Raw genomic sequence first — 20,122 nt, forward strand, 5'->3', positions numbered from 1 at the left:
AAATGTCATGAACGCTGCAACCTTCAAGCATCTTTTCCGATTACTCAGCGAACTCGCCGTGTTGCTCGGCCTCTACCTGCTCGGTTGCCAACTCGCCGCTTGGCTGGCCCTGCCGATTCCCGGTGGGGTGATCGGCATGGCGCTGTTGCTGCTGGCGTTCGCGTTTGGCTGGGTGAAACCGGCAGCGCTGCAATTGGGCGCCGGTCTGCTGATGGCCGAGATGTTGTTATTTTTTATTCCGGCGCTGATGAGCCTGCTCGACTACGGCGCGCTGTTGCGCAATGACGGTTGGCGCATTTTGCTGGTGATTGCCGCCAGCACATTGATGGTGATGCTGGTCACGGCGTTCACCGTGGAACTGGCCGTGCGCATGAGGCAGTCCCATGACGCTTGAATGGATGCCGATGTTCTGGCTGGCCTTCACCTTGTTGGCGTACTTGTTCAGCCGCTGGATATATCGCCGTAGCGGTCGTTACCTGTTATCGCCGCTGATTCTGGTGCCGGCGCTACTGCTCGCGCTCGCCGTGCCACTGCACACCGCGTATGCCGAATACGCCAGCAACACCCACTGGTTAATGTTGGTGCTGGGGCCGGTGACGGTCGCCTTCGCGGTGCCGATCTGGCAGCAACGGCGGTTGTTGATGCAGCATTGGTCGGCGTTGCTGCTGGGCATGGTCGCTGGCAGCGCGGCGTCGATCGGCACTTCGTTCGGCCTGGCCAAAGCATTGGCACTCGACAGTTCCGTGACGATGTCGCTGGTGCCCCGTTCGATCACCACACCGTTTGCCATGCCGCTGGCACATGACCTCGGTGGCGTGCCGGAATTGACTGCAGTGTTCGTGATGTTCACCGGCGTCTTCGGGGCGATGTTGGGCGGTGTCCTGCTCAAGTGGTTGCCGCTGCGCAGTGCCCTGGCTCGCGGTGCTTTGTTCGGTGTCGGCGCGCACGGTGCCGGTGTCAGCCGGGCCCATGAAGTGGGCGGCGAGGAGGGCTCGGTAGCGGGGCTGGTGATGGTCCTCACCGGCCTGCTCAATCTGTTCGCCGCGCCTTTGTTGGCGTCGATGCTTTGACATGGATCCAAGGTGTTTGCATGGCTGACCCGCTCAGTCATCAAGCTGGCTGGCAATGCAACTACGCGATCCGCTGTGGCTGACTAGACTGCTCACACGTGCAGAACAATAAGAACGCAGAGGTGCATACAGTGAGCGTAGCCCCCGTCCAATCGTCCCTTAATGTCAAAGACCAGGTCAGCGCCGCAGAATGGCAGACCCGCGTCGATCTTGCCGCTTGTTATCGTCTGGTCGCGCTGCATGGCTGGGACGATCTGATCTTCACGCACATCTCCGCCAAGGTGCCGGGCACCGAAGATTTCCTGATCAATCCGTTCGGTCTGATGTTCCATGAGATCACCGCGTCGAGCCTGGTGAAAGTCGATCAGGCCGGCAACAAACTCATGGACAGCCCGTACGAGATCAACCCCGCCGGTTACACCATCCACAGCGCGGTGCACGAAGTGCGGCACGATGTGGTTTGCGTGCTGCATACGCACACCGCTTCCGGTGTTGCGGTGTCGGCGCAAAAACAGGGTGTGCTGCCGATCAGCCAACAGTCGCTGTTCGTGCTGTCGAGCCTGGCCTATCACGCCTATGAAGGCGTGGCGCTGAACCACGAAGAGAAGGCGCGCTTGCAGGCTGATCTGGGCGAAAACAATTTCCTGATGCTGCACAACCACGGTCTGCTGACCTGTGGCGGCACCATCGCCGATACCTTTCTGATGATGTTCACCTTCCAGCGCACTTGCGACATTCAAGTCATGGCGCAAACCGGCGGTGCGGAACTGATCGCCATCGAACCGCCGATTCTGGCGGGCGCCAAAGCGATGATCGCCGGCGTCACCAAAAGTGCTCAAGGCATGGGTGGCGCGCTGGCCTGGCCGGCGCTGCTGCGCAAACTCGATAAACAAGACCCCGGATATAAACTCTAATGCCTCTTGCCGAGATTCCTCTGTGTGTCTGGCGTAAACGCAGCCAGACGTTTGTCTTTCGTGGCCAGCCGATCCGTTACTGGACGGCGGGGCAGGGTGAGCCATTGCTGCTGATCCACGGCTTCCCGACCGCCAGTTGGGACTGGCATTACCTGTGGCAGCCACTGGCCCAGCGTTATCGGGTGATTGCCTGTGACATGCTCGGCTTTGGCGATTCGGCCAAGCCGCTCAATCACAGCTATAGCCTGCTTGAGCAAGCGGATTTGCAACAGGCCTTGCTCGCACATCTGCAGGTCGAGCAACCGGTGCATGTGCTGGCGCACGACTACGGCGACAGCGTCGCTCAGGAATTACTGGCGCGGCACTACGAAAACCAGATCGACGTGGCCAGCTGCGTATTCCTCAACGGTGGTCTGTTTCCGGAAACCCATCGCCCGGTACTGATGCAAAAATTGCTGCTCAGCCCGCTGGGCTGGATGATCGGCCGTGCGTTTACCCGCGACGGACTGGTGAAGAGTTTCCGCCAGATCTTCGGCCCGCAGACCCGCCCGACCGAAAGTGAACTGGATGATTTCTGGAGTCTGGTCGAAAGCAATCGCGGGCCACGGATCATGCACAAATTGATCAGCTACATTCCCGAGCGTCGGGTGCAGCGTGATCGCTGGGTGACGGCGATGCAGCGCGGCGAGATTCCGTTGCGGGTGATCGATGGCGAAGTCGATCCGATTTCCGGGGCGCACATGGTCGAGCGTTATCGCGAGCTGATCGCTGACGCCGACACGGTCCTGTTACCGGGTATCGGCCACTATCCACAGACCGAGGCGCCGGTGCAGGTGCTCAAGCACTATCTGGCGTTTCGTGAACGTTTTGTGCTGCCGCCACGCAAAGTGGCCTGCTCCTGACCAATCAAAAGATCGCAGCCTGCGATCTTTTGATTTTTTTGCGCCTCATCATCCCCCAGCCTTATCGCGCACCATTCAGCCTCAGCCGTATTCATTGTGACCAAAAGCCTCGTGGCTGACACTCGGGGTCAATACTGGCCTGCTGGAGTTGCTGCGATGAATGAGTCTGTGCGTTTCGAAGATAAAGTTGTCATCGTCACCGGAGCCGGTGGTGGCCTCGGACGCGCCCACGCATTGCTGTTCGCCAGACAGGGCGCCAAAGTGCTGGTCAACGACCTCGGCGGCTCGACCCAGGGCGAGGGCGCCAATTCGTCCGCCGCCGACCGCGTCGTCGCCGAAATCCGCGCGGCCGGCGGCGTTGCCGAAGCCAACCACGATTCCGTCACCGACGGCGACAAACTGGTGCAAAACGCCCTCGATGCCTTCGGCCGTGTCGACGTCGTCGTCAACAACGCCGGCATTCTGCGCGACAAGACCTTCCACAAAATGGACGATGCCGACTGGGATCTGGTGTACCGCGTCCACGTCGAAGGGGCCTACAAAGTCACCCGCGCCGCCTGGCCGCATATGCGCGAGCAAAACTACGGCCGAGTGATCTTCACCGCCTCGACCTCTGGCATCTACGGCAACTTCGGCCAGTCCAACTACGGCATGGCCAAACTCGGCCTCTACGGCCTGACCCGCACCCTCGCTATTGAAGGCCGCAAAAACAACATCCTCGTCAACGCCATCGCGCCTACCGGCGGCACACGCATGACCGAAGGCCTGATCCCGCCGCAAGTGTTCGAGCAACTGAAACCGGAACTGGTCAGCCCGTTGGTGGTGTATCTGGCCAGTGAGCAGTGCCAGGAAACCTCTGGACTGTTCGAAGTCGGTGGCGGCTGGATGGGCAAGGTGCGTTGGGAGCGCAGCCTCGGCGCCGGATTTGATCCACGCGCAGGATTCTCGCCGGAAGATGTCGCGGCGCACTGGCAGCAGATTTGTGATTTCGAAGGGGCGGCGCACCCGAAGGATAATATTGAGGCGCTGAAGGAGATGATGGCGAATTTGCAGAAGTATTCGCTTTAAGAAACGTTTGAGCCTCGCTGCGTTCTGGATGCGGCGAGGCTCCTTCTATTACTCCTCGTACCGCTTATCAATCATGAATTCCGGGATTTCCCAGTTTGGACCCGGAATGGCAACAGCCGCATTACCCTCAGCCAGTACACCCTCACGAAATAATTCCTCGTATGTTCTCCACAATTCACCGCGCGCGATAACTTCAAAACGATAACGTCCGAACAGTGTGTCGATGGAGGGAAATGCCAAACCGATAGCCAAAACTGATAACAAATCTCTTAGATTTTCTTGCCTGACAGCTTGTTCGAGTTTGGCAGTCGAACTTTTGGATCTGCTGACGCATTCAAATGCTTCCACCTCCTGTTTTTTCGCCGCGTCGATGGCCTCGTCGGTATAGCGTAATGACTCATCGTCGCTCAGTTTGAAGTCTTCAAGTGTGGCCGTATGGAGGTTATTCCAAAGGGACGGATTACTTTTGGGAATGTAGTCGTCGGCGAATCCCATCGCTCTGAATCGCTCCATCATTCGAAGTGAATAGGCATAGAACCGTCGATCGGTATTGGTCATCTCGAGCTTGCGCTCCAGTATGGCGTCAAGACGCTTGATCATGATGAGGTTGGCTGCAGACCCTTTTCCTTCAATTTTTATTTCGGCGGCCTCAACAAAATTTTGCTCCAGCATTCGTTTTACTCACTGCGAATTTTCGGTTTTGCGGAGCAATTAACCTACATCAGTTTTCGAACGGAAGAATCTGCATCGATCGTCAGTAATGACCTGCTTGGTTGTATGAATAATGTGGAAGGCGGTTTGATAGCTTGGCATTAGAAGATAAAAAAGGAGATTTCCTACAACAATAGGGGATTTTCCCGCTGATGCAGATGGCATGGGTAAAACGGCGCGCAAAAAAAGGCCGCTGCGAACGCAGCGGCCAAGGTAAGACGTTTGATCAAGGAGCGACAAATCACCGTTAGTGCATGGCTGCGCAATAATTTATCCGAAACATTGGCAGCAGATTTGTGATTTCGGAGGGGCGGCGCATCCGAAGGACAACATTGAGGCGCTAAAAGAGATGACGGCGAATTTGCAGAAGTATTCGCTTTAAGGGGTGAGGCCACCAAGCTCGGGCTTGGCGGCCAACAAACCATTAAACGTATCGTTTTTCGGTCATGAATTTTGGAGCCTTCCAGTTGGGGCCTTTAATAGTTAAGCCTTTATCTCCGTGTGCCAGTACTCCAGACGCAATGAGTCGAGTGTAGGCACCCTCAAGGGCTCCATATTGACTGATCAAATCTCGGTTGTATTGTCTGATCATCATGTCCAGGTGCGGGTTTGGTTTGAACAGTGAAAATACGGTCACGATGTCATCCAATGGTTCATTCTTTACAATTTGTTCAATGGTATTCATTACCACATCTCCTTAAGCAACTTCTGATACTCACGCTCTTCTTGCCGCCTAGCAGCTTCCAGCGCCTCTGGCGTATATAACAACGTTGGATCATCTTTAAGCTTGTAATCCTCCAGTGTTGCAGTGTGGACGTTGTTCCATACGGAAGAGTCTTTGTCGGGCATTTCCGTGTCCCCATATCCCAAGGCTTTAAGCCTTTCGAACTCTCTGATCTCATGAGTGTAGAAGCGTTTGTCGGTATCGGTTACCTCTAGTTCTCCTCGAAAAATTCGTTCTAGGCGATCGATCATTATTTTATTCGCATCAGAATCCGGGAACTTTGAAGTGTGTAGCCTCACGATATTAATTCCGTTTTTTGCGATGATGGACGGTGCCCAGTCCGAGCTTGTAACCGGTAACCCTGTTTCTTCGGGGTTGAAATCTCGCCCACTGTGTTCTCCGTCCTCGACTCCCCCATACGGACTGCTAAACACCACATAAAGCGGCGCAATCCCCGAGTCATCTGGAAACACGATGATGAATCGTTCCCAGCCCTCAATCAGTACGGGATGCAGATCCAGTCGTCCTTCAATCGGAACAATTGGAGCGCCTGAATACGCTGGATAATCGGCATCAACCACTGGCGATTCAGTCGAGCTGTCACCCGGCGAGATAGCGGGTGTCCAGGTCAGAAAGTCCGTCGGCGAATCTGGTAGCGCTACTTCATAAACATCATTCAGCAAGTCATAGGCCGCATTCAGAACCAGCACACTCGAGCGGATATGGAAGTCATCGTTTGTAGCGACGAAGACTTCAGCGCCAGCCCCGAGCCGCCTTACGCCCAAGCCCACGGGCAGCTCTAATGTGCCTTGCCGATCCGCTATTTCGCGCAATCTCTGAGGAGACTCCGGCGACAACTCCGCAAGTGGAACGCTCATGGAAAAGCGTTCGCCGTTGCCCAAGCGTGATGGCATTAACAGTGCCGCGAAACCTACCAGCACCGGACCGCTGATCAGCGCAGCCCCTGCCGCTCTCACGGTCAGTAACCCCGCCCGCAGAGAGGTAAGGATCGCGGAAGATGTTGCTGGAGGAAGGTGCGTAGCTTTAGAAGCAAATGATACCGCCGGACTGTTGCTCGCCAGTGCTCCATTAGCCGGGTAGACATGCTGAACTTCTGTCGCACGGCGTTCTTGCTGTTGCGACTTCTCGATAGGTTGTTCCGGTTTCGTTTTAGGTTGGGGCTTCTCGGTTGCCAATTTCTGCTCAGCTGCTTCAGCTTTGGAATCTGCGCCATCCACCGCGGTCTTCGTTGCTGCAATCCGAGATGTCTCCTGCGATTGGGCCCGGGCTTCAGCAATCAATCGTGTCAAGATTTCAGAGTATCTTGCCAAACTGGCAGCCAGCTCCTGTTTCTTTGCCAACTCTGCAAGTTGGGCCTGTTCAGGCGTGCGTATCAGCTCCTCTTCCTTTGTGCGTCTTGTCGCCTCGAGCAAGGCCTGCTGGTCACGCTGTTCGGAAAGTCTTGCCTTTTCAGCAGCCTTTCGCCTTGTTTCTGCTTCGGTGCGAGCGCGTTCCTTAGCCAACCGCTGAGCCTCTGCCAGAGCAGCAAGTCTTGCTTGCTCCACACGTGCTGTCTCGGCGAGGTCTTTTTGGCGTTGCTGTTCAGCATCGACTCTGGCCTGTTCAGCGGCCCGTCGTGCGGCCTCTGCCGCCTCGGCCTGCGCCTGGTCATTGGCCTGCACCGCCGCGAGCCAGTTGTGTACGTTGACTTGCTGCTGGTGCAAAACTGCGAGGGTCTGGGTCAGCAGCCTTGCTTCCATTGCCGCTCGATAGGACTGTTTCCACAGATTCATGCCCGGTCCGTTCGGACTAAGAACCTTGTCCAGGATCTGAGCGCGAGAGAGAAACTGCTAAACGGTCTTGTCGGTGGGGTCGCTGCCGTAAAAGCCATGGGAGAGTGCGGTCTGCCGGTGCTGCTCGGCGGCTTTTCGTTGAATGACTTTGTTGCGCACCCCAAGTTCGCGCGCGATAGCAGCAGCAGGTGGCAGCGCGTGCATCGACTCTTCAAGTCGTGTAGCTGCCAAATCCGTTTCAATGGTCAGCGGGATCTGAGCGGTTTTAGCCTGGTATTCGATTTGCAGTGGCGCGGTGAAATTCTGTAACACCTGATGATAACGAACGGGATTGAGCGGAGTGCCAAACGGGCCGTTGTAACGATTGTGATCGATGGCCGGGGTAACCGGATTGATATCCGTAGGCGCAGGCGCTGTCGTCCAGACAGCCTCTGTCAGTTCATACGCTGGAGGTCTTTGCATATTCATATCCTTTTGAATGTGCGGTTTAACAGTTTGGGTATTGGGGTAGTGCGTTCCTGCCTTCCTTTAAAAGCTACAGCACGGATCGAAAATCCGGGTCCGAGAATGGCGTAGGTAATGACTCAGGATGAAGAAGGCGTTTTCTATGGGGATATCGCATTAAAAGAAATTTCCTATACACAGACAGGACAATTCTTTCCGGGAAGATAGGCGTGGGAATTAGCTGATTTATCAGCGCTAGATGGCGAGCATAAAAAAGGCCGCTGCAAACGCAGCGGCCAAGGTAAGACGTTGGATCAAGGAGCTACAAATCAACGTCAGTGAACACCGGGGCGACAAATCGAACTTTCGATTCATCTGAAATCTGTCAGCAATGGCCCGAGTTGCTCGAAGGTCAGTGCTGCGTGCTTTGCGGCGACTGCCGTGAAAGCGCGTTCAGAATAAGGTCTTGAGCCTGTAGGAAAAATACCGATTCCGGACATGCACTGTTACGGGGCATGCAACAGTCCCATGAATTAATGCGCACCATGCGCGGCACTGATGATCCTTCATCCAGCCAATCCATGACCGGCGCAAACCCCCGCCCTGCAAGGCCATTCATCCTTTCGAGCGACAACACGAATACCTCCTTGGTGCGCTTATCGACCCGCTCGCCCGGCAGTAGGGTGGGGCCTTCTGTCACTCACCGGGGAAGACGCATGACAACAAAAACAATGCGCGCCATCTTCACACCGCAGGCGCTGGCAGCCGCGGTGGCTTTGGGTTGCTGTGCCCAGGCGCACGCGGTTGCATTCAACATTGGCGAGATTGAAGGCACCTTCGACTCGTCGCTGTCGGTCGGTGCGAGTTGGGGCCTGCGCGATGCTGACAAGTCGCTGGTCGGCACGGTCAACGGCGGTACCGGGCAATCTTCCACGGGTGATGACGGACGCCTGAACTTCAAGAAGGGCGAGACCTTCTCGAAAATCGTCAAAGGCATTCACGACCTCGAACTCAAGTACGGCGACACCGGCGTCTTTGTGCGCGGCAAGTACTGGTACGACTTCGAACTGAAGGATGAAGACCGCGAGTTCAAACCGATCAGCGACAGCGGGCGCAAGGAAGGCGCCAAATCCTCCGGTGCGCAGATTCTCGATGCGTTCGTCTATCACAACTACTCCATCGCCGACCTGCCGGGCACTGTGCGCGCCGGCAAGCAAGTGGTGAGCTGGGGCGAAAGTACCTTCATCGGCAACTCGATCAACAGCATCAACCCGATCGACGTCTCGGCGTTCCGGCGCCCCGGTGCGGAGATCAAGGAAGGTCTGATTCCGGTGAACATGTTGTTCGGTTCGCAAGGCCTGACCGATCAACTGACCGTCGAAGGTTTCTATCAACTGGAATGGGACCAGACCGTTCTCGACAACTGCGGCACCTTCTTCGGCGTCGACGTGGCGGCGGATGGTTGCAACAACGGCTACACCGTCGGCAACCCGGCGATTGCGCCGTTTGTGCCGCTGACCCAGGCCTTCGGCCAAGGCATCCAGGTGACCCGCGAAGGCGTGGTGATCCCGCGTGGCGGTGACCGTGATGCGCGGGATTCCGGGCAGTGGGGCACGGCGTTGCGCTGGCTCGGAGACGACACTGAATACGGCCTCTACTTCATGAATTACCACAGCCGTACGCCAACCGTGGGCACTACCACGGCGGGGCTTTCGACCCTCGCGGCGTTGCCGGGCATGGTCGGTATTGCCAACGGCCTGGCACCCGGCAGCGGCTCCGGTCTGGCGCAGAGCGTGATGCTCGGACGCGGCCAGTACTACCTCGAATACCCGGAAGACATTCGCCTCTACGGCGCCAGTTTCTCCACCACCTTGCCGACCGGCACCGCCTGGACCGGCGAGATCAGCTACCGGCCGAATGCTCCGGTGCAGGTCAACACCAACGACCTGACGCTGGCGCTGCTCAACCCGATTGCCGGTGGCGCCGCTTCGCCGATCGCCACCACACCGGGTTCTGACAACAAGGGCTATCGCCGTAAAGAAGTCACGCAAATCCAGAGCACCCTGACGCACTTCTTCGATCAGGTCTGGGGCGCTCAACGTTTGACGCTTGTCGGTGAAGCCGCCGTGGTGCGGGTCGGCGGTCTGGAGTCGCGCGACAAGCTGCGTTACGGCCGCGATTCGGTGTATGGCCAATACGGTTTCGGTGGCGATACCGACGGCTTTGTCACCTCGACCTCGTGGGGCTACCGCGCCCGGGCAATTCTCGATTACGCCAACGTGATCGGCGGGATCAACCTCAAACCCAACCTGTCGTGGTCGCACGACGTCGCCGGTTATGGCCCCAACGGCCTGTTCAACGAAGGCGCGAAAGCGATCAGCGTCGGCGTCGATGCCGACTATCGCAACACCTACACCGCGAGCCTCAGTTACACCGACTTTTTCGGTGGCGATTACAACGTCCTCGAAGACCGTGACTTCGTTGCCCTGAGCTTCGGCGTGAACTTCTGATCTGCCCGAGAAGGATGACTGCAATGCGTAAAATGATTCTGCAATGTGGTGTGCTGGCCCTGAGTCTGCTGGCGGCCAACGTAATGGCGGCGGTGTCACCGGAGGAGGCCAACAAGCTCGGCACCAGCCTGACCCCGCTCGGTGCCGAGAAGGCCGGCAATGCTGACGGTTCGATTCCGGCATGGACCGGCGGCATCCCGAAAAACGCCGGCGCGGTGGACAGCAAAGGCTTCCTCGCCGACCCGTTCGCCAATGAAAAACCGTTGTTCACGATCACCGCGGCCAACGTCGACAAGTACAAGGACAAACTGTCCGAAGGCCAGGTGGCGATGTTCAAACGCTACCCGCAGACCTACAAGATTCCGGTCTATCCGACCCACCGCACCGTCGCCGCACCGACGGAAATCTACGAGTCGGCCAAGCGCAGTGCGCTCAACGTCACCACCATCAACGACGGTAACGGCCTGGCCAATTTCACCGGTAACCGTTACTACGCTTTCCCGATTCCGAAGAACGGCGTTGAAGTGCTGTGGAACCACATCACCCGCTATCACGGCGGCAACGTCAAACGCATCATCACCCAGGTCACGCCGCAGACCAACGGCAGCTACACGCCGATCCGCTTCGAAGAAGAGATCGCCGTGCCGCAACTGATGAAGGATCTCGACCCGGAAAAAGCTGCCAACGTGCTGACCTTCTTCAAGCAGTCGGTGACCGCGCCGGCGCGGCTGGCGGGTAACGTGCTGCTGGTGCACGAAACCCTCGATCAGGTGAAGGAGCCGCGTCTGGCCTGGATCTACAACGCCGGTCAGCGCCGCGTGCGTCGTGCTCCCCAAGTGGCCTATGACGGCCCGGGCACCGCGGCCGATGGCCTGCGCACCTCGGACAACTTCGACATGTTCTCCGGTGCACCGGATCGCTACGACTGGAAACTGGTCGGCAAGAAGGAAATGTACATTCCGTACAACAGCTACAAACTCGACTCGCCGAGCCTCAAGTACGACGACATCGTCAAGGCCGGGCACATCAATCAGGATCTGACGCGCTATGAGTTGCACCGGGTCTGGGAAGTGATCGGCACCGTCAAACCGAGTGAGCGGCACATCTACGCCAAGCGCCACATGTACATCGACGAGGACAGTTGGCAGGTGGCACTGGCCGATCACTATGACGGTCGCGGGCAACTGTGGCGTGTCGCCGAAGGCCACGCGCAGTACTACTACGATCACCAGGCTCAGGCCTACACCCTCGAAGCGCTCTACGACATCATCGCCGGCCGCTACATTGCATTGGGGATGAAAAACGAAGAGAAGCACAGCTTCGAATTCGGCTTCGAAGCCAAGGCTGCCGACTACACGCCATCGGCCCTGCGTGCAGAGGGCGTACGGTAAGCATCCGGATACATTGGCAGGACAAAAGGCGACCGCTCGGTCGCCTTTTTTATGGCTGCCAATCAGCGTGCTGAATACTCGTCAACAAGGGGCCGGGAGAGGGCTAGGGTGAGCGCACAACAATAAAAAGGCTCACCCGATGACTGTCATGACGCCGTGTCTGGAGCGCCCTGGATTTTTACCCAGATTGTCTTCCCATCACCAGCCGCGTGCGCGGCTGAGCGAGCCAATGCTGACGTCGACTGCACGGATCCGACTGGCGTGCGCACCGGCTGGCAGCGGCAAAACCGCGCTATTCACCGAATGTCTGCTGCAGGCACCCACAGAGTACGAAACGATCTGGCTTGCGCTGGCGGGGGCAACGCTCAGCCGTGAAGAATTCTGTCTGCGCGTGAGCCGGGCGCTTGGACTGGTCGAAGGCCTCGGCGACGCCGGGCTGATGGCGGCACTGGCGAGTTGGTCCAGGCCCACTTGGCTGTTTATCGATGATTACAGTCGTCTGCCGGATCCGGCACTGGATGCTTTGCTCGATCGTTTGCTGGCAATCAGTAGTCCCGCGCTCGGTTGGTGGATCAACACTCGCCGTCGGCCGCAGTGCAACTGGCCGCGTTTATTGCTTGATGACGAACTGTACGAATGTGAGCGCGCCAGTCTCGCGCTGACCTGCGATGAAGTGGCCTCGGGGTTGCGCCATTTGCCGCCGGACCAGGCTGACTCTGTCGCTGCCCGCATTATCCAGCGCACCGGTGGCTGGTGCGCTGGTGCGCGTATGGTGCTCTTGCAAAAGTGCGACTGGTCGCAAAACCTTCAGCCACAGCAGCATGCCGACACAGTGTTGGATTATCTGCAGCACGAACTTTTCAGCAATCTGACGCCGGAGCAAGCCGAGACATGGCGCGTGCTGGCTCATCTGCCGCGATTCAACGTGCAACTATGTGAGCATTTATTTGGCGCGAGAGAGGGCGCGCAGCTTCTGCTTGAGCTGCAAGTGCTTGGCTGCTTTATCGAACCGTGGCACTCGTCCGCTGATTGGCTGCGGGTATTCCCGCCGTTGTCGCGAATCATACGTGAATCACATTGGCCGGCCGCGCGCTCGTGGCATCGGCGAACCTGTCAGTGGTTTACCGCGGCGCAGGAGTGGCGAGCGGCATTCGAGCAGGCCTTGTTGGCCGAACTCTACGAGACCGCCGTGAGCCTGTTGCGACATTTGAGCTTCGAAGACTTGTTCGAGGACCAGACGGTTGTCCTGTTGTTGCGATTGCATGAGCAACAGAGCCAGGAGCTGACCCTGTTGACCCCGCAGATGATCGGGTTGGTCACGGCTGCCTTGCTGTTTGCGGGACGATTCGAACAGGCTGAGCAATGCATGGCACATCTCTCCCGCTTCATGCCGCCTTGCGCGCAACAGATGCAGCAACTGCTCGCGCTCTGGCAGGTGCAACAGGGTTGGCTCGCACACTTGCAAGGGCGCATGGAATTGGCGCGCGACTGCTTTCAAGAGGCGTTATCGACGCTGGCTGCCGATGCCTGGCAAGCCCGTTTGATGTGCTTGTCGGGGCTGACTCAGCAAGCATTACTGTGCGGTGAGCTTGATCAGGCCCATGCCATCAACCGTGAGGCCCTATGCCTGGCGCGCGCTCATGACTCGTTGTTGTTCGAGGGGTTACTTGAACTTGACCATGCGCAATGGCTCGAGCAGCGAGGAGCGCCAGCGCGTGCTGAAAACCTGCTTGTGAATATCGAGCATTTACTGCGCCAGCGCACAGCGGCGCCCACGCCGCTGCTGGGTCGAATTGCATTGCGGCGAGGACGGCTGGCGCTGTGCATGGGGCGTGAAGAACAGGCCGCGGATCTGTTCAGGCAAGGTCTTGAAGATTGCCTGCGCAGTGAAGACAAACGTGTGTTGTATGGTTACCTGGGGCAGGCTCAGCTGGCCGGCAATCGTCGAGATTACGCGTGCGCGTTTGAACGCTTGCGCGAGGCCGAGAGGGTCATGCAGCAGCGGCAGATTCCCGAAACGGTCTATCGCGGCGTGGTGCTGCAGATCAGCAGCCAATTGTGGTTGCAACAGGGACGACCGCAGCGGGTACAAGAAACGTTGGGCCGGCTGCTACGGCATTACCGCGGGCCGTCTGCTCTGCAGGCGCCTCCCGCAACCTTCGAGCTGATTACCCGCATCGAATACCTGCTTGCCTGCGCGAACGCGCAAATGAGTTCAGATGATAACGGCCTGGTGACGGTAGAAAGGTTATTGGAGCGGGCCCAGGCCGCAGGCATGCTGATGATGGAGACGGAATTACTGCTGGTCGTCGCGCAACTGGCGGAAACCCAGGGCAGCAGTGCACTGGCGCAGCAAGCCTTGCGGCGGGCGCAGATGCTGGTGGAACGCTGTTTTCTGCATCAAGCCATGCGGGAGTGGAAGTTACGCCGTGGCGATGTCGATACCGGCTCACTCATGGCAATCCCTGCCTCGCAGCCTGAGAGCGCTGGCCGTTCGCCAGGCCTTAGTCGTCGTGAGTGCGAAGTACTTCTTTTAATTGCACAAGGTGCCTCAAATCAGCAAGTTGCCGAGAAACTTTTTATTTCGTTACATACAGTAAAGACGCATGCCCGACGAATTAACGGTAAGTTGGGTGTAGAGCGCAGGACCCAGGCTGTAGCAAAGGCAAAAGCCATGGGTATATTGGATTAGGAATGTTTGGTTTGTATGAAGTGCAGGGCTGTTATTTCTTTTTATTGTGCATGCTTTGTAAAGTATTGGTGCTTCTTGTTATTTGAGAAAAGATCTACCTTGCAATTATCTACAGTGGCTGCGGCAGGCAGCTCTGGATCGTAAAGCAAGGATATAAAATGAGTAAGCTGTTCAAAAGTTTGATGCGCAATTCATTTGCTGAGCCAGTCTCCTGGATAGAAGAGTGGAACAAGGCGAGTCTTGCAAAAGACGAGCTTTTTGCAATGATCGATGCCATGCCGACTGTTCGGGATATTCTGCGGAATATGATTGAAAGCGAATTGAAGCGTTTAGGGAAGAACGTTGACATCGATAAGGTTTACGTCAATACGGATAATGCTTTTCCTGCCCGCAAAGACCGCCCGACAGGCACGCTGAGTGACGTGGTTTTTTATTGTATTGATAACAATGTTAGCCCTCAGTACATTCTCGGTGGTGATGGGGTATTCTTTTTGCCGGATACTTTGAGTAATCAATTCAAAGTCAGCGCACTGAATATTTTCATTGTTACGGATCTGATTGAGGTTGTCTCTGCCGGACTGGAAAAAAGACTACGAGCCGAACTTGCAAGATTCTGGGCTGCGCCGGTGCAATCCCCACGTTCTGAAAGTGCTTCGTTATCCAATAAGCAAGCGTTTGTTCAGGCTCACGCGTTGGTCACAAGTGCAGAGTTGTCGTTGTCGGTAATGGCCAACAATTTTGATGCCCATTGGGGCGAACGATTTGCTCATCTGCTCGACCTGGAAAACGGCCAAGGAGCGATTGAAGTCAACCTGCAGGCAGGTCAGGGTTATCTTGAATCGCTGCAGCCATGTTTCATCCTGGACAATGCCGAGCGTCCGGATGCGGAAATGAAGTTGGTCAGCGAATCAACTTCTTACCTCATGCATACGCCGGAAAAAGGATTTGAGTTCTTTGAAAAAAACACTGATCTGCATAGCAAGTTACAAGCTCGATTGCCCCTGAGCGGCAGTCAGATAAAGTATCTGAAAGGCATGCGTAGCTCGTATGTGTATTGCGTTGAAGTGCACCTCAAGCGGCAACTGGACAGTGTCTCGGCCCTTCTTGAAAACCGTGGCCAGCTGAAACCTGCGCTGACATCGCTGCTGCAGGATAATCTGCGCATGCACGTGCTGCGTGATGGTTTGAACACCCGCTTCAATCTGTTACGGGCCGCATTGAAACGTACCGAGTGGCCGCTTTGGCTGAAGAAAGCGAGCAACGCCATTCAGGAACGCTACAGCGTGCTGGAGAACTCGAAGGATCAATACCGGGGCGATTATCAAACAGCCTTCAACGCGTGCTTCTCGTTCAGGGATTATGTACTGCGTACGTTCGCCGAGTGGGCAGATCGGGTGCTCGGCGAGCAGATTGATCCGCAAGCAATCAGTGTACATAGCGTGTACACCCTGCAAATTGAAGGTCGCGCCATTGAACAGGAAGAACTCCGAACGCTCACGGAATTCCTGGTGTTCGGTTTGCATGACTCCGCATATAAAGCCAAACTCAGTATCATCGGCACGCCAGGCGCAAGCCGTTTTACTGTCGATAAGCTTGAGCAGTGGTTAGAACATCGAAACTTGCGCATGCAGTTTGTCGACGGTCTTCCAGGTTATCCTTCGGATGATTATCAGGCGGCCTATCGTGACCATCTTTTCAGTCAGATAGAGTTTGAATTGTTTGCTGCTCGTCAGTCAGGTGTGTTTAACGACGCGGATGCGAATGTAATTGCCCGCGCGATGGCGAACGATGCCTCGGTTACGATTCGCGGCTTGAAAATCTGGCGGCAAGCGCCAGCCTTGAAAGATGTTCTGGTTTTTACTACTCAAGGATATTCAGGCCATCTGGTATTTTTGCGAACTCCTGAAGGTGCGTTCAGTTTCCGCAAGTTTGCCGATGGGTTCGCCATGAAAAGCTGGTTTGAGTCCGCTCTGGCTGCTAACCGTGAATATGCGGCATTGTTGATCCATCCCGACTATCTGCATGAGGCGGGTGTCTCACTAGGCGGTGCTGGATATCGTTACGAACTGGACCCGAAACAGGCCGATTTGAACCTGAATGCCAAAGAGCCACTGGCTGATTATGTCAATGTCGCTTATCGTGCCGAGGTTGCCCTGCACAAGGCAATTGCGCCGACAGGCTATCGGGCACTGGGAGTCGAGGGGCGCAAGCGCTATACCCGGTTACAGACCGAGCTAAAGGCACTATCAACCGTTGATACGCGAGACAATGGCTTTCCTTCATTTGAGCAATTCACTTATGACTCGGTAAAAAGTGAAATTGAAGGCATCTTGCACGCTAGTGGAATCAAGGTCGCAGTTGATCCTGATCGGATCATTGTGCAGACCGAAGATTTTCGCAAGAGCGTTACTGATTTGCTTCTTGAAGGGCTCAAATTTGACGCGGTGCATCCCGCCTATGAAACCAAATTCAGCCCAAAATATTATTTGCTGAATGGCCACCCGGCCATAGATCAACTGGATATTCGCCATCTTTCATCGTTGTCGAAAACGTTTCGTCCCGGCGATCGATATACCGCGTTGCTGAAAGAAAAATTCCAGAATAAGGAGAAACCCGACTACGCATTCAAGCGTGCTGTACACGCTCGCAAAGTTCGTTGTGAAATGTATTGCAATGCGCTATCCGATTTCACCAGTGGCAGGCTGTCAAGTGAAGTTTTTGCTGGTATTCAGGCAGTTATTAATGGTCTTAAAGAAGGTGGCCGTTATTCGCCGATTCCGGATAGTATCAACCCTGGGGATCAGGGGTTATATAAATTAAATATTGGAGACTTGAGTGTATCGGGGTCTTGGGACCGTACGGTGGGCGGTGTCTATATATTCCGTGTGAAGTTGTTTTCTGGGTTCTTTGACCTGCTTTATACCCCTGACGCCCCCGATCTTGTCAGCTTTCGACCCATCGAGGAGTTTGTTCACTCGATTCGTTTTCGCCAGGGGCCGTTCCGCGAATATTACATCAAGCGGGTATTGCTCGTTGATCAAAAGGTGATCAACGATTACTTTGACAAACTTGTCGCGACTACTGTTTCCAGGCCGGTGATCGGCACCCAGCAGCGCGCCAAATTGCCTGATCTTTACACTTTTCATGATGAGCGAATTCGGCGCGTACTCAGTGATATCGACGCACGCACCACCAGTTTGAATGAGGTGATCGCCAATCTCATCTACGACAACTTGTTGAAAGCCGCGAACATCGTGAGTCTGCTGGTACCTCCGGTCGGGACCGTGGTAGTGGCCGTCCAGATGATGAAAAGCATTTATGACGGCTCGCAGGCTCACAAGAGTGGTGATTACTCCGCCGCGCTGGGGCACATAAAAGACACAGTGACCGGGCTGCTGACGTTGGGCAAAGCCGCGGCGGCGGGCGCCCCCACCAAAGAAATCACTGATGCGCAACGGTCGTTCCTGAGTTTATTCAAGGATGCGCGGACGGTCGCGGAACTGGTTACTTATTACACGGGTCAGGAAACGCCGATAGAAACCCTGGTCGGATATTTCAATACATTGATGGAAAGCGCCGGTTCCGCACTGAGTAAAACAACGGTTCATTGATCTTTGAGCCGTCAGATGCTTTTTCAGTGACTCAATAGGCTGGCTTTTCATAGCCCATGCGCCAACTCACGGCCCGCGTCGCAGCCAACAACCGCTGCGCCGCCGGGCCGTTTTCGTCGGCGTGGAACAGCGAAGTCGGGCCGACAATGGTCAGCACCGCAGCAACCTGGCCGACGGCGTTGAACACCGGTGCAGACAACGCGTCCACACCCGGCATCAGCAAACCATGCACATGATGCAGACCGCGTGCGCGGATCTGTTCACACAGCGTCGTGTAAGTCTTTTCGTCCTTCAGCGGATGATCGGCTGCGGCGATTTCCTGATCGCGCAATTCATCGGTTTCCCGATGCGGCAGATAGGCGCTGAACACCAGCCCGGTCGATGAACTGAGCAGCGGCAATACCGAACCCAATTGCGTCACCACCGTCACCGCGCGCACCGCCGGTTCAATGTGCACCACGGTTGCGCCCTGATTGCCCCACACCGCCAAAAAGCAGGTTTCATTGAGTTCATCGCGTAACTCGGCCAACGGCAAGGCAGCGACTTTCAGCACGTCCATACTGTTGAGTGCGGCCAGGCCCACGCGCAGTGCTTCACGGCCGAGACCGTAATGGTTGGTCGCGGTGTTCTGCTCGGCGAATCCCGAGGCGATCAACGCCTGCAAATAGCGATGGACCTTGCTCGCCGGCATCTGCACATGTTCGGCCAGACGCGACAGCGAAGTGGAGGGCGACAACTCGGCCAGAGCCTTGAGGATGTCGGTGCCGACTTCGGCGGAGCGGACTTTCTGTTTGCCGTTACTGTCGCTGGTTTTTTCCATGGTGCGGCCGGGATCCGAAAACGAATGGGCGTCTTTATAGCTTGACGCTGGATAGCGAGCAAATTACGTTATGCGTAATCGAATTACGATAATAACAACCCCGGCGTGCCGAAACCTCTGAGCCAGAGCGATGGGCCACTGCCGACTCCCTGTTCAGGAGGCTCCATGAACCTCGATTCAACCGCTCAGGCGCTGGCTTACCAGTCCGGTTTCGGCAACGAATTCAGCACTGAAGCGTTGCCCGGCGCGCTGCCCGTCGGCCAGAACTCCCCGCAAAAAGCCCCGTACGGTCTCTATACCGAATTGTTTTCCGGCACCGCGTTCACCATGACTCGCAGTGAAGCGCGGCGCACCTGGATGTACCGGATTCAGCCATCGGCCAACCACCCGGCCTTCGTCAAACTGGATCGGCAACTGGCCGGTGGGCCGTTGGGCGAAGTGACACCCAATCGCCTGCGCTGGAATCCGCTGGATATTCCGGCCGAGCCGACCGATTTCATCGACGGACTGGTGAGCATGGTGGCCAACTCTGGCGCCGAAAAACCGTCTGGCATCAGCATTTATAACTACGCCGCCAACCGTTCGATGGAGCGTGTGTTCTTCAATGCCGACGGTGAACTGTTGCTGGTGCCGCAACTCGGCCGTCTGCGCATCGCCACCGAATTGGGTGTGCTGGACGTCGCGCCGCTGGAAATCGCCGTGCTGCCGCGCGGTTTGAAATTCCGCGTTGAATTGCTCGATCCGCAGGCGCGCGGTTACGTCGCCGAGAACCACGGCGCACCACTGCGCCTGCCGGATCTGGGGCCGATCGGCAGCAACGGTCTGGCCAATCCACGCGACTTCCTGACCCCGGTCGCTGCTTACGAAAACCTTCAGCAACCGACCACGCTGGTGCAGAAATTCCTCGGCCAGTTGTGGGCCTGCGAACTCAATCACTCGCCGCTGAACGTGGTCGCCTGGCACGGCAATAACGTGCCGTACAAATACGACCTGCGCCGTTTCAACACCATTGGCACTGTCAGCTTCGATCACCCCGATCCGTCGATCTTCACCGTGCTGACCTCGCCGACCAGCGTGCACGGCCTGGCCAATCTCGACTTCGTGATCTTCCCGCCACGCTGGATGGTGGCGGAAAACACCTTCCGGCCACCGTGGTTCCATCGCAACCTGATGAACGAATTCATGGGCCTGATCCAGGGCGAATACGACGCCAAGGCCGAAGGTTTTGTGCCCGGCGGCGCCTCGCTGCACAGCTGCATGAGCGCCCACGGCCCGGACGGCGAGACCTGCACCAAAGCGATCAACGCTGAACTCAAACCAGCGAAAATCGACAACACCATGGCCTTCATGTTCGAGACCAGCCAGGTGCTGCGCCCAAGCCGCTTCGCCCTCGACTGCCCGCAACTGCAATCCACTTACGACGCCTGCTGGGCCACGCTGCCCGCCACCTTCGACCCGACCCGGAGATAACC

15 protein-coding genes and 1 pseudogene are annotated in these 20,122 nt (G+C 56.5%); 11 read left to right on the plus strand and 5 right to left on the minus strand.

What is annotated here, in order from left to right; translation table 11 throughout:
* Window positions 1–7: 7 nt before the first annotated feature.
* From A8O26_RS19325 to A8O26_RS19345, 5 genes are all read left to right on the plus strand, one after another.
* Window positions 8–394 carry a CidA/LrgA family protein gene (locus tag A8O26_RS19325; RefSeq protein WP_064119396.1) on the plus strand — a complete coding sequence of 129 codons (387 nt, stop codon included), beginning with the start codon at window positions 8–10 and terminating at the stop codon, window positions 392–394.
* Window positions 384–1,070, plus strand: coding sequence for an LrgB family protein (locus A8O26_RS19330; protein WP_064119397.1), 687 nt, complete (start codon window positions 384–386; stop codon window positions 1,068–1,070). Before A8O26_RS19325 ends, A8O26_RS19330 begins: the two co-directional genes overlap by 11 nt.
* Window positions 1,071–1,201: 131 nt before the next feature.
* Window positions 1,202–1,984 carry a class II aldolase/adducin family protein gene (locus tag A8O26_RS19335; RefSeq protein WP_064119398.1) on the plus strand — a complete coding sequence of 261 codons (783 nt, stop codon included), beginning with the start codon at window positions 1,202–1,204 and terminating at the stop codon, window positions 1,982–1,984.
* Window positions 1,984–2,886, plus strand: a complete 903-nt coding sequence (locus A8O26_RS19340) for an alpha/beta fold hydrolase (protein ID WP_064119399.1) — start codon at window positions 1,984–1,986, stop codon at window positions 2,884–2,886. Before A8O26_RS19335 ends, A8O26_RS19340 begins: the two co-directional genes overlap by 1 nt.
* Window positions 2,887–3,042: 156 nt before the next feature.
* Window positions 3,043–3,954 carry an SDR family oxidoreductase gene (locus A8O26_RS19345; RefSeq protein ID WP_064119400.1) on the plus strand — a complete coding sequence of 304 codons (912 nt, stop codon included), beginning with the start codon at window positions 3,043–3,045 and terminating at the stop codon, window positions 3,952–3,954.
* Window positions 3,955–4,002: 48 nt separating this feature from the next.
* On the opposite strand, the gene A8O26_RS30310 is transcribed toward A8O26_RS19345, so the two are convergent.
* Window positions 4,003–4,626 (minus strand): hypothetical protein, encoded by a 624-nt coding sequence (locus tag A8O26_RS30310; RefSeq protein ID WP_253756946.1) that lies wholly within the window; start codon window positions 4,624–4,626, stop codon window positions 4,003–4,005.
* Window positions 4,627–4,945: 319 nt separating this feature from the next.
* Here A8O26_RS30310 and A8O26_RS29815 point away from each other — a divergent pair.
* A pseudogene (locus tag A8O26_RS29815) lies at window positions 4,946–5,047 on the plus strand (serine/threonine protein kinase); the annotation flags it as partial.
* A 42-nt stretch (window positions 5,048–5,089) separates the two neighbouring features.
* Here the strand turns inward: A8O26_RS29815 and A8O26_RS19355 are convergent.
* From A8O26_RS19355 to A8O26_RS19365, 3 genes are read right to left on the minus strand one after another with little or no spacing between them, the layout of a single operon-like run.
* A complete protein-coding gene (locus A8O26_RS19355) occupies window positions 5,090–5,350 on the minus strand; it encodes a hypothetical protein (RefSeq protein ID WP_064119401.1) in 261 nt (86 codons plus the stop codon).
* A complete protein-coding gene (locus A8O26_RS19360; protein WP_253756949.1) occupies window positions 5,350–7,182 on the minus strand; it encodes an S-type pyocin domain-containing protein in 1,833 nt (610 codons plus the stop codon). Before A8O26_RS19360 ends, A8O26_RS19355 begins: the two co-directional genes overlap by 1 nt.
* A 57-nt stretch (window positions 7,183–7,239) precedes the next feature.
* Window positions 7,240–7,644 (minus strand): hypothetical protein, encoded by a 405-nt coding sequence (locus A8O26_RS19365; protein ID WP_064119402.1) that lies wholly within the window; start codon window positions 7,642–7,644, stop codon window positions 7,240–7,242.
* 698 nt (window positions 7,645–8,342) lie between these two features.
* Here A8O26_RS19365 and A8O26_RS19370 point away from each other — a divergent pair.
* From A8O26_RS19370 to A8O26_RS19385, 4 genes are all read left to right on the plus strand, one after another.
* Window positions 8,343–10,136, plus strand: a complete 1,794-nt coding sequence (locus tag A8O26_RS19370; RefSeq protein WP_064119403.1) for a DUF1302 domain-containing protein — start codon at window positions 8,343–8,345, stop codon at window positions 10,134–10,136.
* Between the two features lie 23 nt (window positions 10,137–10,159).
* On the plus strand, window positions 10,160–11,527 hold the full coding sequence (locus A8O26_RS19375; protein ID WP_064119404.1) for a DUF1329 domain-containing protein: 1,368 nt from the start codon (window positions 10,160–10,162) through the stop codon (window positions 11,525–11,527).
* 139 nt (window positions 11,528–11,666) lie between these two features.
* Complete coding sequence (locus tag A8O26_RS19380; RefSeq protein ID WP_064119405.1) at window positions 11,667–14,219, plus strand: helix-turn-helix transcriptional regulator; 2,553 nt, start codon at window positions 11,667–11,669, stop codon at window positions 14,217–14,219.
* 158 nt (window positions 14,220–14,377) lie between these two features.
* On the plus strand, window positions 14,378–17,830 hold the full coding sequence (locus A8O26_RS19385; RefSeq protein WP_064119406.1) for a dermonecrotic toxin domain-containing protein: 3,453 nt from the start codon (window positions 14,378–14,380) through the stop codon (window positions 17,828–17,830).
* 31 nt (window positions 17,831–17,861) lie between these two features.
* Here A8O26_RS19385 and A8O26_RS19390 read toward each other — a convergent pair whose 3' ends face one another.
* Window positions 17,862–18,650: an IclR family transcriptional regulator gene (locus A8O26_RS19390; protein WP_064119407.1), complete on the minus strand. Its 789-nt coding sequence runs from the start codon at window positions 18,648–18,650 to the stop codon at window positions 17,862–17,864.
* 165 nt (window positions 18,651–18,815) lie between these two features.
* Between A8O26_RS19390 and hmgA the strand changes: the two genes are divergently transcribed.
* The gene (gene hmgA / locus A8O26_RS19395) at window positions 18,816–20,120 is read left to right on the plus strand and encodes a homogentisate 1,2-dioxygenase (protein WP_064119408.1); all 1,305 of its coding nucleotides are present in this window, start codon (window positions 18,816–18,818) and stop codon (window positions 20,118–20,120) included.
* Window positions 20,121–20,122: the final 2 nt, after the last annotated feature.

The organism is Pseudomonas fluorescens (assembly GCF_001648775.1).
GTDB lineage: Bacteria > Pseudomonadota > Gammaproteobacteria > Pseudomonadales > Pseudomonadaceae > Aquipseudomonas > Aquipseudomonas fluorescens_M.